General features: G+C 53.7%; 8 protein-coding genes. 3 read left to right on the top strand and 5 right to left on the bottom strand.

The window, feature by feature from the left end; translation table 11 throughout:
- The first annotated feature begins 866 nt into the window (after positions 1-866).
- Positions 867-3,488 (top strand): AAA family ATPase, encoded by a 2,622-nt coding sequence (locus M9921_10150; GenBank protein MCO5297206.1) that lies wholly within the window; start codon positions 867-869, stop codon positions 3,486-3,488.
- 389 nt (positions 3,489-3,877) lie between these two features.
- Here M9921_10150 and M9921_10145 read toward each other — a convergent pair whose 3' ends face one another.
- Together M9921_10145 and M9921_10140 are read right to left on the bottom strand one after the other, a co-directional pair.
- Complete coding sequence (locus M9921_10145; protein ID MCO5297205.1) at positions 3,878-4,693, bottom strand: IS3 family transposase; 816 nt, start codon at positions 4,691-4,693, stop codon at positions 3,878-3,880.
- Positions 4,693-4,995, bottom strand: coding sequence for a transposase (locus M9921_10140; GenBank protein MCO5297204.1), 303 nt, complete (start codon positions 4,993-4,995; stop codon positions 4,693-4,695). The genes M9921_10145 and M9921_10140 overlap by 1 nt, the downstream gene beginning before the upstream one ends.
- A gap of 1,079 nt (positions 4,996-6,074) precedes the next feature.
- On the opposite strand from M9921_10140, the gene M9921_10135 reads away from it, so the two are divergent.
- Positions 6,075-9,314 carry a DEAD/DEAH box helicase family protein gene (locus M9921_10135; protein MCO5297203.1) on the top strand — a complete coding sequence of 1,080 codons (3,240 nt, stop codon included), beginning with the start codon at positions 6,075-6,077 and terminating at the stop codon, positions 9,312-9,314.
- Positions 9,315-10,035: 721 nt separating this feature from the next.
- On the opposite strand, the gene M9921_10130 is transcribed toward M9921_10135, so the two are convergent.
- The 3 genes from M9921_10130 to M9921_10120 all read right to left on the bottom strand — a co-directional run bounded on the left by M9921_10130 (position 10,036) and on the right by M9921_10120 (position 14,724).
- Entirely contained in the window at positions 10,036-10,725 is a 690-nt protein-coding gene (locus tag M9921_10130) for a hypothetical protein (protein ID MCO5297202.1), read from the bottom strand.
- A gap of 1,969 nt (positions 10,726-12,694) precedes the next feature.
- The gene (locus M9921_10125; protein MCO5297201.1) at positions 12,695-13,081 is read right to left on the bottom strand and encodes a hypothetical protein; all 387 of its coding nucleotides are present in this window, start codon (positions 13,079-13,081) and stop codon (positions 12,695-12,697) included.
- Positions 13,078-14,724, bottom strand: coding sequence for a recombinase family protein (locus M9921_10120; GenBank protein MCO5297200.1), 1,647 nt, complete (start codon positions 14,722-14,724; stop codon positions 13,078-13,080). The genes M9921_10125 and M9921_10120 overlap by 4 nt, the downstream gene beginning before the upstream one ends.
- 183 nt (positions 14,725-14,907) lie before the next feature.
- On the opposite strand from M9921_10120, the gene M9921_10115 reads away from it, so the two are divergent.
- A complete protein-coding gene (locus M9921_10115; GenBank protein MCO5297199.1) occupies positions 14,908-15,117 on the top strand; it encodes a hypothetical protein in 210 nt (69 codons plus the stop codon).
- Positions 15,118-15,593 lie beyond the last annotated feature (476 nt).

Genomic DNA, 15,593 nt, shown 5'->3' with positions numbered 1-15,593 from the left:
TAGTGCTTGCGACTGGTCGATACTCATCGATTCTCCGGTTTTCAGGTCATTCCATTGCGGCCACATATGTCGATCGAGAGGGCGCTTTGTACTGCGGATTGAACAGGAGCGTCACGAAGATCGCCGTGAATTGGACCACTGGTCCCTAACCGTACTCAGATAGCTTTTGCTCAAGTGAGTTCCTCCTTGTTTTCAACCGGGGGTTTACCCTCCTGGAAGGGGGCTTACTACTAAGTTTTCAACTAGATTCGGGACACCGTCGCTCTGGACGACCTACTTACTTGCGAAGAGCCCTTTCGTTTATGGTACAACTTGGCGTGCCTGCCAAGACAACATACCGTTCTCGAGTTCACAAGGGACAGCCAGTTATGACAGTTCGACGAAAGGGTAACTGGCTCAAATGTTCGTGGAAGTAGAGCTGGAATTCTAGGCACGGCATTTTGGACGCGCAGAATGTGCGCTTCCTTTTATCGCAACAGGGGGCTACAGGAGGCCGTCTCAGATCGCCTTCAGCAATGGACACAAGACTCAGCACACCCTGCTGTGGTGCTCCGGGGCAACCCTTTGAACCCGGGGTCTCGCTGCGCGCGACCCCGGGCAACCGTCGGCGACCTCTTCGAGGTCGTTCTTCAGCACCCTGCTAGTAGCTTGATCCCCTCAGCACGAGGTGGTACGTTTCAGGTTGAATGAGTATGCTTCTTGTGAGTATGGTTCGCGGAAATTGAGGAAGATCGATGTCTCTTGGTGCTAGATTCCACAAGAGTGCATTACAGGTGCACAGCCCGCGAGACGAGCGGTATCGAACACCCACTCTCAAAACGACGGGTGATTGGACGGAGTTCGTCCGAGAATTTGTCAGAAATTGCTTGACCGCCGGGCTTGATGCCGTCGCTATTACGGACCATCATGACCTGGAGTTCGTGAAGCTTCTCAGGCACATCGTCGCCTCGGAGTTTGCTGATGAGGCTCTGGTCGTTTGGCCAGGAATGGAATTGACCCTCGATGTGCCCTGTCAAGCCTTGCTCCTCTTTGACAGTGAGTTACCCGACTCCCTTCTTGACCAGGCCTACACCGCACTTGGGCTGGCCCTGCCTGCCCAGATTCCTGCAAAGGGCCCTGCAGTCAAGCGTCTTCCCATTGAGAAACTGTCAGACCTCTCTGCCCGACTTGACGGCGTGCCTGGTGTCAAAGGACGCTATATTGTCTTGCCTAACGTCAGCGATGGCGGCCAGTCCACCCTGATACGCGCTGGCTTCGCGAACAAGTACACAGAGATGCCGTGCGTTGGAGGATACGTTGACGGTTCCGCCTCAAAACTGAGAGATGGTCACCTAAAGAAACTGAATGGTAAAGACAGGGCCTACGGTAACAAGAAGATCGCTATCATCCAAACCAATGACTCCCGCGAAAACACCGTAGAGTCTCTGAGTGAGCATCCCAGCTGGATCAAATGGTCTGAGCCCACGGCAGAAGCTCTGAGACAGGCGTGTTTGGCATGTGAATCCAGGATTTCTACCACCGATCCTCGTATGACAGGAACCTGGATCAGTTCGGTGGCATTGACTGCAAGCACCTTCTTGGGAAACCTAAACCAGGAATTCAGCCCACAGCTCAACGCTCTAATTGGGGGAAGAGGATCAGGTAAGACGACAATCATTGAGTATGTTCGCTGGTGTTTGTGTCGGCCCGCGACTTCAGCACGCCGCCCAACGGGCCCGCAGCAGCGAGATATCGTTGAGGACACGCTTAAGCCCGTCAAGGGCATGGTCGCAGTCGATGTAACGATTGATGGAACGCTCCACACTGTCCGGCGTGACAGCACCTCGGGCGCTATTCACCTTCGCATCGGAGATGGGGAGTTTCTTGCTGCGACACAAGATGAGATCCGCGAGCTACTACCGATAGCTGTATATGGCCAAAAGGAACTAAGCACCGTTGCCCTCGAATCCGACCAAGTGCGAGCCTTTCTGTACTCAAATATCAAGAACGAACAGGAGCGTCTGAGGGAAGCCCGAGAGGCGAATTTGGTTACAGCTACGAGCGCCCACGCACGATGGGTGCAGCTTAGGCAGGCGAGAGCGGATCAAGCCTCAGCTCGAAAGCAAGTTGCGTCCATCCGCACTCGACTTGAGCAGGCGCGGAAGGGCCTCAAGGGCCTTTCCGACTCAGAGCGCTCAGAGTTGGCCAGAGCCTCCAAGACCCAGGAAGAGGAGTTATTGCTGGCTATGCTTCGATCTGAGTTAGAAAGCATAGTCTCTACGCTTCGCACAGTCTATAGCAATCTGAGGTCCTGGCCGGACTACGGTGAATTGGTGCTTGACAATCTCCCGCACAAGGACTCAATCGAGAACCTCGTGGCTGCCACACAATCCGCCATCAAGTCCTCCTCTGACGCTATAAAAATGGCAGGAGTCCACCTCAAGAAGCTTGTCGACGCCGAAGGCGTGTTCGCATCAAGTGAAGCGCTCGTTCGAGGCGAAATCGCAACTGCCAAGAAACGCGGTGTGCAGCTCGAACAACGGAGCAAACAGAGTGAGGCTCAAGTCAAGCAAATACGATTTCTTGAGGTAGAGGAGAAGAAGCTTCTTCAGCGTCTCAGTGCTATCGAAGCAAGGGTGAAGGTTTTGGCAGAAGCTGGTTCGGAGTTTTCGAAACTGCTAGACCAACGGGCAGGTCTCTTACGACAGAGAGGGAAATTGCTCAAGGATGAAGCGCGGCGTGTGGAGCAAGCCACCGATAAACGATTCAGCGTATATGTTGGAGTGTCAGAGGACATTCAGCCGTTTATCGAGAAGTTGCAGGAGGTCCTGAAGGGATCAAACATCAGGGGGGCTAAGTTTGAGGAGATGGCCCAACGCTTTTCTGATAGTACCGATCGGATCCAACTGTGGCGTGGTTTCGTTGAGGACCTTGACAAGGTCATAGGGGCGAAGCATGAGGCCATCGACATCACATCCTTAACCCTCCAAAGCCTCAGAGGGGTCTTTTCAGACACAGAAATAGACCGAGCTGCTGAGGTGCTTAAGTACCAAGACTACGCTTCAATCATCGGAGCCTGTCCGGAAGATGATGTCGTATTTCAGTTTAGAACTGAAACTGGAGATTTAATCCCCTTTGGGAAGGCGTCCGCAGGTCAGCAGGCATCCGTTCTACTCACCGCATTGCTGGGCCAAGTTGGGCCTCCACTGTTGATTGATCAGCCTGAAGATGACCTCGATAGTCAGTTCATTTCGTCGCTCGTCGAGAAGATATGGTCGGCAAAGGAGGGGAGGCAGTTGATCTTCGCGAGCCACAACGCGAACCTTGTAGTAAATGGAGATGCAGAGCTTGTTGTATGCCTTGAGTCAACGTCAACCGCTGCAGGTGTCATTGGGGAAATCTATGCGAGTGGTGCAATCGACAAGAAGCCAGTTCGTGAGGCCATTACTAGGATCATGGAAGGCGGTGAGAAGGCCTTTAAGATGAGAAAAGCAAAGTACGGTTTCTGATCCGTTCTTTTGAGTATCTCGATTAGTATCCTTGCTAGAGGAGGCCATCTTTACTTTATCCACCAGCACTCGTGCTCCCTTGTTCCTGTATGTTGAACGTTTCTCAAGAACACGGCAGGCTACTATTGGGAACGTTGGTGCATTTGATTTGGGAGTGTTTCGATTGGTAAGAGTGAGCAAAGCAATTTCGTGTCCCCGTTGCCTCATTCTAGCGTGCCCGGAGCCGTACGGGATCTATCAACGAAGAGCCTGAACGTGTTCAAGATCTTATTGCATTCCGTTCTCTCGGATCACTTTGCCGTTTCTTGACACCATGCCTCTCTTGGCCATGAACTTACCGATCTCCTTGAGGGCAACTGACATGCCCCCTTTGGGTAGGCCACTCATAACTAGAGACTTCCCTCAGATATTGACGCATTGGAAGGCGGACAGTGGGCGAGTTGCTCCCGTCTTCGTGCAGCCACGACGGGTGGGACTCGGCCGAGCGACGAATGGGGCCGCACTTCGTTGTAGTAGCGGCGGTAGATCGCGAGCTTGAGTTGCGCGTCGGCCAGATTGTGAAACACCTCGACGCCGAGGATCTCATCTCGGAGCCTGGAAACCAAGCTCTCCGCAAAGCCGTTCTGCCATGGAGATCCAGGCTTGATGAAGCGGCTCTCTGTACCGGCCTTGGCCAGCATCACGGCGAGCGAACGCGAGATGAACTCGGGTCCGTTGTCTGAGCGCAGGAACTGCGGAGCCCCGCGCTCGCGCATGATCCGGGACAGGACCTCTTGCAGGTGCAGCGACCGAATGCTCGTCGCGACCTCGAGCGCCAGGATCTCCTTGGTGAACTCGTCCTGGATGGCGAGCACCTTGAGCTTTGAGCGGTTCTCGGCCCAGTCGAAGCAGAAGTCGACGCACCAAACGTGGTTGGGGCCTTCCGCGGCCAGAGGCACCGAGCCTCCGGTGCGCTTTTTGCGGTAGCGCTTCATCCGTCCGAGCTTTTCCTCCTTCCACACGCGGTGCACGCGCTTGACGTTGAGGGGCTCGTTCTCCAGGCGGATGAGCGAGTGAGCCATGCGGTAGCCCATGTTGGGCCTCCACACGGCCCTCAGACGCTCGCGAAGTGCGACGTCCTTGTCCGGTGCCGGCTGCATGGTGAGCGCCCGTCTGGAGATCCCCATGAGCGAGCTGGCCTGCCGCTGCGAAAGGCCGTGGTCCATCAGTATCCGCGCTCCCGTGCGGCGGTCGGAAGCGCTACGCCATTTTTTCGAAGCAGTTTCCCGGTCGCGTCGATCACGAGCGCCTGGTCCGCCACGATCCGTTTGAGCGCAGCGTTCTCAGCTTCGAGATCGCGCAGGCGTTTGACGTCTTGAGTCTCCATGCCTCCGTACTTGCGGCGCCACACGTAGAACGTGGCCTCACTCACCCCGTGCGCCGTGCACACCTCGCGCACCGGCTTGCCCGATGCGGCCTCCTGCAGGATCCTCACCACCTGCTCCTCGCTGAACTTCGATTTCTTCATGACACTCCTTGCCCTTTCAGGGCACCGGAGTCTCTAGTTTAGAATGGCCTACTTTTTGGGGGGAAGACCACAACCGTCCCGTCTCATCTGGAGCGCCATCAAGGCTTGAGGGAAGGTAACTGGATCGGGAGAGAGTCTTAGCTTTCCATCGACTCTGACGTTCCTGAATCTGATCGTCGCCTCGCCCCGCTCCTTCTTTGCCTGTCGAGCGTGCTTGCCCTTCGCTGAGAGGAATTGGAAGTATTCCGTCATGGCTTGGCTCTGCTTGGTCATGCTGTCCTCCCAACTTCGGGCAGTTCAGCGTTTGCTGCAAATGGAGTTTGATCGGGAAAACTGAGCTCTTTATCAGACAAACCTGCTATCAGAGTTCGAATCTGGTCCCGAAAGGCCCACTCAATACATACCTGCTAAAAGCGAAGTGACAGGTCCAAATGGGGTCCGAACTCGCGTTGGGTTCGGAATTGCCCTACCTGTAAAGAAGTTCTAACTTTTAGTTTCTTCCGCGCAACATTTTGGTTCTACCCCTGTTAAGTGGAGTTCGATTCCCATTCGGGTTCAGACGTGCTACACCTGTAAGCAAATGCGACTTCCTTTTCCCAACGAGGCCGAAATCAAGGAGTTCGCTGAGATCTTTGAAGACCGAACTGGCGTAAGGGTCAGTACCGAAGAGGCGAAAGATGTGGCGTGGTGCGTCGTCCATCTCACCTGCCTGACCTCCGGAGGCGTCATCAGACGACCGAGAAGATCGTACGACAAGCGGATCGACGACCTCAGCCGCATACCGTTCCGCAGCCCGACAATCCACGCGTACCGACGTCATTCCCCTCGCTCGAGACGCCTAATCGTCCCGATTCACTACGAATCGTACGATTAGCAAGCTCGGTTCAAGTGAATCTTGGCTTTGACCTGCGACCAGGGGTCGACTAACGGCATCGAGAGGACTATACTGTCGGTAGACAAAACTATGTCAAACAAGACGATTCGAGTCACTCGCGGGATTGCCTCCCTCATACGGTCATGTGTCCGCTCCGACGCCATGACGGTCTACTTCTATCACACCTTAAAGTAACCCGAAAGAGATGTCTCGTCAGGAAGGGCTATTCACAGAAAAGGTACCCAGCGTCAAGATCCCAGCGGCCACTCACCTTGAGGCACACGTCGGGAAGAGCAAGCTGTTCCAGCTTAGTTTCGAGGGCTATGAGGGGGCTGCCGAAACGCAGACAGTGTCTAGCGGCACAGAGTCGTGGACAGAGCTTAATCTGCCCGTCGGCCGGATGGTTCGAGTATATGAGAGCGGCGCACGCTCGACCTCCACTGAACCATTCCTTCGCCGGTCGGGCACAAAACTCAAGTGGGAAAACGTAAGGATTCTCAAACCACAACCTTCGTGTCGCCAGGATGCGCTGGATTCGTGGAAGGAAGCATTCAGATTCTGCCGTGAGGACCAGACTCTTGGTCGACCCGGCTTGCGGCCACCTCAAATCGGAGCTCTTCACGCTATTCATGCTCATTGGACGGTATCGGACGAGCCAGCCACGATTGTTATGCCTACTGGGACAGGCAAGACCGAAACCATGCTTGCTACACTTGTGAGTGAGCGCTGCGATCGCGTGATGGTAATCGTCCCGAGCGTAGTCTTGCGAGATCAGCTATTTGGAAAGTTTGCGAGCCTGGGGCTCCTCAAAAAGCTAACAAACCTGAATCAGAGTGCCCAGTGCCCGGTCGTTGCCCTTATGAGATCAAGCCTTCAGACGACCGCTGCCGTAGATGAGTTGTTTGGACCTGCTAACGTGATCGTGGCTGTTATTAACTCAGTCGTGGCAAGTAGCGAAGACGCCATCGCGCGGATCGCAGAATCTTGCAGCCACTTGTTCATTGATGAAGCTCATCATGTTCCGGCACGCACCTGGTCGCATCTAAAGGCACAGTTTCTGCATAAGCACGTCCTTCAGTTCACTGCTACTCCCTACCGCAACGACGGAAAGCGAGTTGACGGCAAGGTGATCTATTCATTTCCTCTTCGGAAGGCGCAAGAGCAGGGCTACTTCAAGCCAATTCAATACAAGCCGATCTTCCAATTCCGTCCCGAACTCTCGGACCAAGCAATCGCGGATGCAGCCGTGAAGCAACTTCGGGAGGACCTAAAGGATGGGTACGACCACGTCCTTATGGCTCGTGCCCACCCGATTGAACGACTGAAGCAGATCCTGCCGACCTACACGAGTCAAGCAGCAGACCTAAATCCAGTAATCATTCACTCTCAAATGTCCCAGGCTGACCGCAAGCTCGCCCTAGATTCAATGAAGACGGGCAAGTCTCGCGTGATCCTTTGCGACAATATGCTTGGTGAGGGGTTCGACTACGCTCAGTTGAAGGTTGCTGCGCTCCACGATCTTCACAAGAGCCTCGCAATCACGTTGCAATTCACCGGGCGCTTTACTAGGACTAGCTTGGACACCACGCTGGGGCCGGCAACGATGATCGCCAATGCCGCCCTGTCTGGCATCGGCGATGAACTGAGAGACCTCTACGCCCAAGATGCCGACTGGAACCGCCTGATCCAGGAGATGGCAGACCAGACCATCGGTTCGAAGGTGAAGCGGACTGAGTTTTCCGCCACATTCAAACCATATGGTGTCGACTTTCCTCCCGAGAACATCCAGCCGAAGATGAGCACAGTTGTTTACCGGACGAAGTGCGACGAATGGACCCCAAAGGCACTCGAAAAGTGGTTAGAAAAAGCCCAGGTGTTCGCGGGCCCCTCTATCAGTGATGAGCACCAGACGGCGTTCTATGTGGTCATGGAGGCATCCGATGTCGAATGGGGGCTCGCAAAGGATGCCCTGGACGTCTACTATGCGCTCTTCCTGCTACATTGGGACAAGGAGCGACAGCTCCTCTTTATCAACAGCACCGACAACCGAGGCTTTCAAAAGGACTTGGCCTCCCTAGTCTGCGGTGATGACGTTGAGCGGATACAGGGCGAAGACATCTATCGGGCAGTGTACGGAATCAACCGACTTGTGCTCTTCAATCTTGGGCTCAAGCACGTTACAGGACGAAACGTGCGATTTACGATGTTGGCTGGCTCCGACGTTCTTGAGGGAATCACGGTAGCACAGGCTGGCACTCGCACGAAGACAAATCTTTTTGCCCATGGCTACGAGGATGGAGAACGGGCGACCATGGGCTGCTCTATTCGTGGCCGACTTTGGTCATATCTTGTTGCTGACGACATCTCTCACTGGGTTGCATGGTGCAAGCACGTTGGCAAGAAGCTCTTGGATGAGACGATCACAATCGCGAAGATCAACGATTGGTTCGTGGTGCCACAGGAGCTCTCTGAGCGTCCGGGCCTAATGGCCCTGTCGGTCGATTGGCATGATCAGTTCTTCATCGAACTCGAAAGAAGGGCTTTCATTCGAATCGGCAACTCCGAGTGCGCCGTCTTTGATGCCTCCATCGAAGTTGTGCCAACCGCAATAACTGACTCTTTGAAGTTTGCAGTGCAAGTAAACAATAAACGTGCAGTGTTCAAAATCAAGTTCGAGAACAGGGAGGTGAGGTACGAGCAATTGGAAGGGGACGTCGCCTCGATCAGGATCGGCACGGCTACTTCAAGGCTGATCGATGAGTTCGAGAATTACCCTCCGATCATCTACTTCGAAGCCGAAGCGGTTCTTGAGGGCGGTTTGCTGGTCCAGCCAAAGAAAGGAAGTCGCTCTTCGTATGATCGCACGAAGATCATCGAGTGGAATTGGACTGGAACGGACCTAAGGAAGGAGTCCCAAGGGGCAACACGGGAATCAGATTCGATCCAGTACCGCGCTGTTCAGGAGTTCCTTGCTGACGCGTCATGGGAGATCGTGTTTGACGATGACGGCCCGAACGAAGTTGCAGACATCATTTGCCTCAAACGGCAAGACGACCTGTTGAAGGTGGCCCTGGTCCATTGCAAATATTCCCACGGCGCTCAACCCGGCAGCCGTGTTGAAGACTTGTACGAAGTTTGCGGTCAGGCACAGAAAGCGATCAAATGGAGGGATGAAATGGAAAAAATGATCGTTCGCCTTCTCGCTCGTGAGGACAAATCTGTAGCTCAATCGGGTGTCTCTCGCCTCATGAAAGGCGACAAAAACAAGCTCATTGAACTGAGGAATGCGGCACGCCTCTTGCGGCCCGATTTCACGATGTGGTTGGTTCAACCCGGTGTCTCGAAGTCGTCAGCATCGTCCGCGCAACTTGAGCTCATGGGAGGTACGGAGACGTTCCTGTATGAGGTACACCAGATTCCGCTCAATGTTGTGGCTAGTCCCTAACTCCTGAATTCGAGTCCGAAGATAGCTCCTATCGACGTTCCCGGTTCACCGATCTCGGTCTAAGTGATGAATGGGTTGGGGATGTTCAGCTGATGGCCGACTGTGGCGAAAACCTGCCCCAGTACGGTTTATCGGACACGTGCCTGGCCTTCACATGTCAGACGATCGCTACGATGCCGCTCCCTCTGGACAGCATGCCTCGCTTGGCCATGAACTTGCAAATCTCCTTGAGGGTAGAGCCATCTCGTCTCATGTGGAGCGCCATCATCGCTTGAGGGAAGGTAACTGGATCAGGCGAGAGCCTTAGCTTTCCATCGCCTCTGACGTTCTGGAATCCAAAGGGAGGCTTACACGTGGCCTCGCCTCGTTCCTTCTTTGCTTGTCGAGCGTGCTTGCCCTTCGCTGAGAGGAATTGGAAGTATTCCGTCATGGCTTGGCTTTGCTCCGTCATGCTGCCCTCCCAACTTCGGGCAGGTCAGCGTTCGGTGCAATGGAGTTTGATCGGGAAAACTGAGCTCTTCATCAGTCAAACCTGCTATCAGAGTTCGAATCTGGTCCCGAAAGGCCCACTGAAAGAGAACGCTCACCAAACCTGTTGTTAGAACCTCTAACAGGGAGAGCGTTCTCGTTAGGTGTACACGGACCAGAATAGGACTAAAAAAGACCGACGCTGAAACGCCGGTCTTGACGCTGTTGTACCAGATGAGAAGGTACAAGGCTGTTAGGTACGTTCAATGACAACTCCGCAGTAGGGGCCGGAAGTGTTCTCGTGAGCCCCACCGACTACGAGGCCAGGTTCCCGGAACTGTCCAACCCCGACACGAACAATGAGGTCCTGCGAACTGGATTGCGAACATCCCCAATGAAGCCCCTCCTCCAACAGACGTGGGACATACCAATCCTCTCTCAGCTCGCTCGCAATGTTCAGGCAGTGCTCAAGTTGAAACGAGTCCGAATCTTGATGCCTCCTCTCCAACACATTCTCGCTCATAACCTTATAGTAGCTTAGACATCCTCCAGCAACATCGGTTTCGTGAGCCCGAGAGAATCCTTGCCCAAGCCTTGCGATCTCATTTTCCTGCGCTTGCCAGCTCAAGTTGAGGTATTTGAGCTTGTAGTCAAGAAGTCGATAGCCTGGCTGCGGCTTAATGGTTGCCCACTCATCGTCTTCCGGATCCATCCACCAATCGCCTTGATCGAAAAAGCACGGTTGACGTTCTCTGTCGGACCCCAGGGACTCTCGTTGCTCGCGCAAAGAAAGGCCCAAGCAGTAGATCAATAGATAATCGCTGTCTCCGGCCCTGTTCGATTCTGCGGCGTCTCGAATGACGTCTTCGCTGAGCCTTAAATTGCCAGAGTCGGCTTCAACTACCTTGCGTCCCCAGGCCTTGCTGGCTTGCTCTGCGGTCACGACCCTATTAGCTCCCAGGAGCTCGATGGCTCGACCTAGCGGAACGGGTTTGAAATCTGAGTTTAGCATTGCTTGATCCCCTCCTAGGAATTCAAGAGAGTTCAGTGTCGCTGAATGCGAGCTATCCCTAAAATTGAGATGAGCTTCCTGGAAACAATCCTTGCTCCCAAAAAGCTCGTCTCAAAGACTTGTTAATGAACACGCGCATCGTAGCAGAGAGCTAGGAGGTAGTCAACGGATCTGGGCAGCTAATCGCAGGCCATGTTACTAATATTACATGCGTTTGCCTACATCAAACGACAAAGAGGTTCAGGAGATGAAGAAGCTTGTCAATGAACGCTTTGGGATGGAGGTGACGGACAAAGAAGCGCGACCCGTCTGCTTCACGTCTTTGTTCTCACGAGTCCAGAGATTCTCAAGCTCTTCCAACAACATGAGCAAACGTCTTGAGAGCCTTGTCCATCCTGTTCGGCTGAAGTGGTTTGCCCCGTTTCGATAGTAGGCTCTTTTTGGCCATGAGCGAACAAACCTCTCGCAATGTGCAGCAGTCCTGTAGCATTTGGAAGCCAGCATCAACTAGGGGAAGGTTTCTGGATCCGGAGCGATGGTGGACTTGCCGTGCACTGAACACCTGCAAGATTCCCGGCAGGTCCACTCAAGGGGAAATACTTCAACCTGTTGGAGTTGCTTTCTATAAAGTGAAATTTCCTCTGGGTGCCTTTGCGGTATAGACATCTCGGAGGATTTATACGAGTATCGAGACATGCTAATCGAGATCGTTATCATACTCGTGGTCCTGCTAGTATTCCTCTACTGCCTGACTCTACTTAAGGTAAAACACCTTCGGTTTTATGATTGGATAGAGGCAGAGTTCTTCCCAACTAGGAATGTCTCATTTCTGGCATCTCCAATGAATGCCCTCGGCTTCGTGGTTTCTAGTGATGGCAAGATTTACAAGATCCACTTACAGGTCATTCTTAAAACCAGCGAGAATACCACATTCAATAACTCAACAATCCTGATTTCAGGTGTAGGACGCTTCGTATTTCGTCAGTTCTTTCAAGAGTCACACGATGCCGTTTATCGGTTCCCTTCACGCGAGGATAGAACCATTAGACGAGGGCAAATTGTTCGCTACAATCTCGAACTTGAGCCAAGAGACAGTTGGAGTCCGATTTCGTTGAAGGCGGGTAACTACAAGTGCCTTTTACGAATTGACCTATTGGGTAAATCGGTTAGAAAGCGATTTGTTGTTCGCGTAAGACCTCAAAACATTCTGAGGATAGAAGCCCTTTCAAGATCGACTGGTCAAGTAACAATAGTTGATGTACCCATAGTGTAAACTGTCCACTTGACGCAAAACTGCAATGCTATAGTCTAAGAATATGCAGTGGGAAGGGTTGATGGAACCGGCGGAACTCTTTATCCTGCATTTTGTGATTTGAATTAGAAACACCCGCATTGCTGCGGGCGTTTCCGTCAAGGTCTAAGCGTCTTCCTTGAGGGTTGGCGCTTTTTCCTTTTGTGTCCTTCTTCTCCAATACGATGGGTCTGCTGGAAAACAGAAAGCTGTTTTCCCACAGTCTCGTGCGTATAGCACTACCCCATTACGTAATGTAATGAAGGGTCGACAGATAATGTTTGAATTCATTATTGTCTCCATCGGCAGACTTATTAACGGTCTCGACTCCCCTTATGGGGTACCTACCTGCCGTCTGTTTAGCAGTTCAGTATTTGTCGAAGCGCAGTGTTCGCGCCGATGATGCAACCATTTTACCGGGTTCAAGTCGGCTCGTCAATTAGTGTCATTGCTGCATGAAATGGGTTGAGTTTAAAGTAGGAGTCGGAGCAGATATCGTAATCGATATGTACTTACCAACGCCTAATGGGAAGGAAGTCGAAGGGCTCAAGAAGCTAGCCAAAGAGCTACTGGGATTGGAAATGACCGACGCGGAAGCTCATGACGGAGCTACTCGCCTGTTACAACTTGTGGTTCTGACGAGTCCTGATCTCCAAGAACTGTATCGACAATTCGACTGAACGTCTTCAGGATCTTGTGCATACCGTTCTCGCGGATCATTTTGCCGTTTCTGGACACCATGCCCCTCTTGCCCATGAACGTGCAGATCTCTCGGAGGGTGGAGCCATCCCGTCTCATCTGGAGAGCCATCATCGCCTGAGGGAAGGTAACTGGATCCGGAGAGAGTCTTAGCTTTCCATCGGCTCTGACGTTCCTGAATCCAAAGGGAGGCTTACTCGTGGCCTCGCCTTGTTCCTTCTTTGCCTGTCGAGCGTGCTTGCCCTTCGCTGAGAGAAATTGGAAGTATTCCGTCATGGCTTGGCTCTGCTCGGTCATGCTGCCCTCCCAACTTCGGGCAAGTCAGCGTTCGGTGCAAATGGAGTTTGATCCGGAAAACTGAGATCCTCGTCAGACAAACCTGCTATCAGAGTTCGAATCTGGTCCCGAAAGGCCCACCGAAGGGGAGCGCCGGGCTGCAAAGCCCTCGCTCCAACCCGTTGACGCGGTGGTTTTGGAGGTTCTAACTCAGAGAAGCGCGCTAAGAGCGGATGGGGCGTGATTTGAAGCTGTCCCAGAGTGAGAACGTAGCGAATCCCAAAGGTAGTTGCGACCGCACGCTTGATCTGCGGATCATCCTCTGCAATACGCCGTTTGGAGTCCAAACTGAACCGAACTGCGTTGACCAATGCCTTTCGGACTGTCTCCTCACGATCGGTCATTGCGCTTAGCCGAGTGCGCAAGCGTAGAAGTTCTTCCTGTGCCGAAGCTCTCAGCTCTGCGAACTCGCTGGACTCCAGCTCACCCGCGACTCGGAGTTCGACGAGACGGGCGACGCGCTGCTCTCCGGCTTGAATCTGGGCCTCGAGTTTGGCGACGTGGTTTGCTTCTCGCTCGGGAGTTTCAAACCAATCTCGCTCAAGGGCATCGAGCAGCCAGCGACCGAAGTCAGCGTCGATGCTGAGCTTGTCGACTTCCTCGGCGATACTGGCTTCCACAAACGCTCCCGTAACGCTTGGTTCGTGGCAAGGGCCCCTGCGCCGGGTGCATCGGTAGTATTCGTAAGCAGCCGTTCGATCGGTCGTCTTGTAGTGCTTGGTCTTGCACTCGGCCGTGATGAAACAGCCACAGCCTCCACAACGAATCAGTCCTGTGAAGGCGAACTCGTGCTTCCTCGGCTGTCTCGTGAGGCCTTTGTGCAAAATGAGCTGGGCCTTCTCGAACTCGGTTGGGTCAACCATCGCTTGATGTCTGCCCTCGAAGGTCTGGTTTCGGAATGTGAACGTCCCGCAATAGAAGCGGTTGTCGAAGATGCGGTAGAGGTGAGATTCGGAGAAGAGCCGGCTGCCGAGCGAGCCGCGTTTCGGATACGGGTAGCCCCAGTCGATCAGCTTCTGCCGGATCTGGGTGACGTTGAATGCGCCCGAGAGAAGCAGGTCCCAGGCTCGCCTGAGCAAGCCGAATTGAGGCTCGACGGGCTCGATCTCCTTGGTTTCCGGGTTGACCCGGTAGCCCTGCGGCGGGCGGTTGGGGTACCAGCCGCGGGCTGCCTTGCCCTCCATCCCCCGGATGACGGCCTTGCGAAGATCCAGGATGTATTGGTTGGCGACGCCGGACTCGACCGCCATCAGCAGAACATTGTCTTCGGGGAGGAACTCACGATCAACGGTCCGGATGGACTTGAGGGTTCCCTCCTGGAGCATCCAACTTAGTTGTCCGGAATCAACTGGGTTTCTGGCCAAACGGTTGATGCTCCAACATAGAACGGCGTCGGCCTCCCCACGCTGGATTCGACCCAGAAGATCGGCAAAGACCGGGCGTGTCCCCGGAGCCTTGGCTGACCTGGCTTCGATAAGCTCGCAGACCACATTCAGTTTCGCCCGAACCGCGAACTCGCGAAGGACTCGAAGCTGATCGTCGATGCTCTGGACCTGGCGGTCCTCGGACTCGCTACTTTTCCTTGCGTAGAGAATATATCGCATGACTTGTTAGATAGAAGAGTTGAAGTAGGCGCGTGGCAGTGTCCAGCGCCTCTGCATCCGTCAACGTGACAGAAAACCGCTCCTTGTACAAGAGCTTGAAACGCTGAACTTCCTTGTCGTTCGGAACGGGCAAGTACATGACTAAGCCTTGCCCGCGAGTTGGCTCTTTGTTACGCTCGGTAGATGAATCGAATCCCAGTCGGAATGGCGCAAGCCGTCGAGAAGACCGTGCCCGAGATCGTCGATCTCGTTCAGCAATCGGGTGACGAACCCATCCTGATCAAGTCGGGATCTTTCGATGAGCCAGAGCTCTTCTTTCAATGCGTCTGGTACGCCCTGAGCTACCAGAAGCGTGTCTTGATCGAACCCGACCAAAGGACAAAACCTCATTGACCCGAGTGTCTTTCCTCATGTTGCAGATCAAGCTGTTGTTGTTTTGTTTTGTAAACTTTTCTTTTGTTGTTTTCGCTTTTGGAATTTCGCGGTCGAGCATTCTCAGGTGCGATGAGGGAGGTGCTCATCAGACGCGGGTGGAGGCTGAAGCACAGGTGCTGATGCGAACGTCGCCGGATCGAAGCTGAGAGTAGTGGCCTGCCGTACAAATCCCGAACAACGATCAATCGGCCGAGAACCAGGGACTCGATGGCTCTGCTGATCGCGGCACTCTGACGTCCGGTTCTTCGCTTGAGCTGGAAGTGGGACATCCAATCGGAAGTCTTGCGCGTTCCGTCAGGATTGCTCCAACCGTACGTTTGCCGAACAATGACGCAGAGCAACCGCCACTGGGTGTCCGTCAATCGTGGCATGAGCCTGTCGAGAAGCAGATTGGGAAAGGGGGTCGTTCCGCCACGGGTTGCACCGAGCTTGAG

This window comes from Fimbriimonadaceae bacterium (genome assembly GCA_023957775.1).
Lineage (GTDB): Bacteria > Armatimonadota > Fimbriimonadia > Fimbriimonadales > Fimbriimonadaceae > JAMLGR01.
Note: the sequence above shows the minus strand (reverse complement) of the source record. Positions and strands in the feature narration are given on the sequence as shown.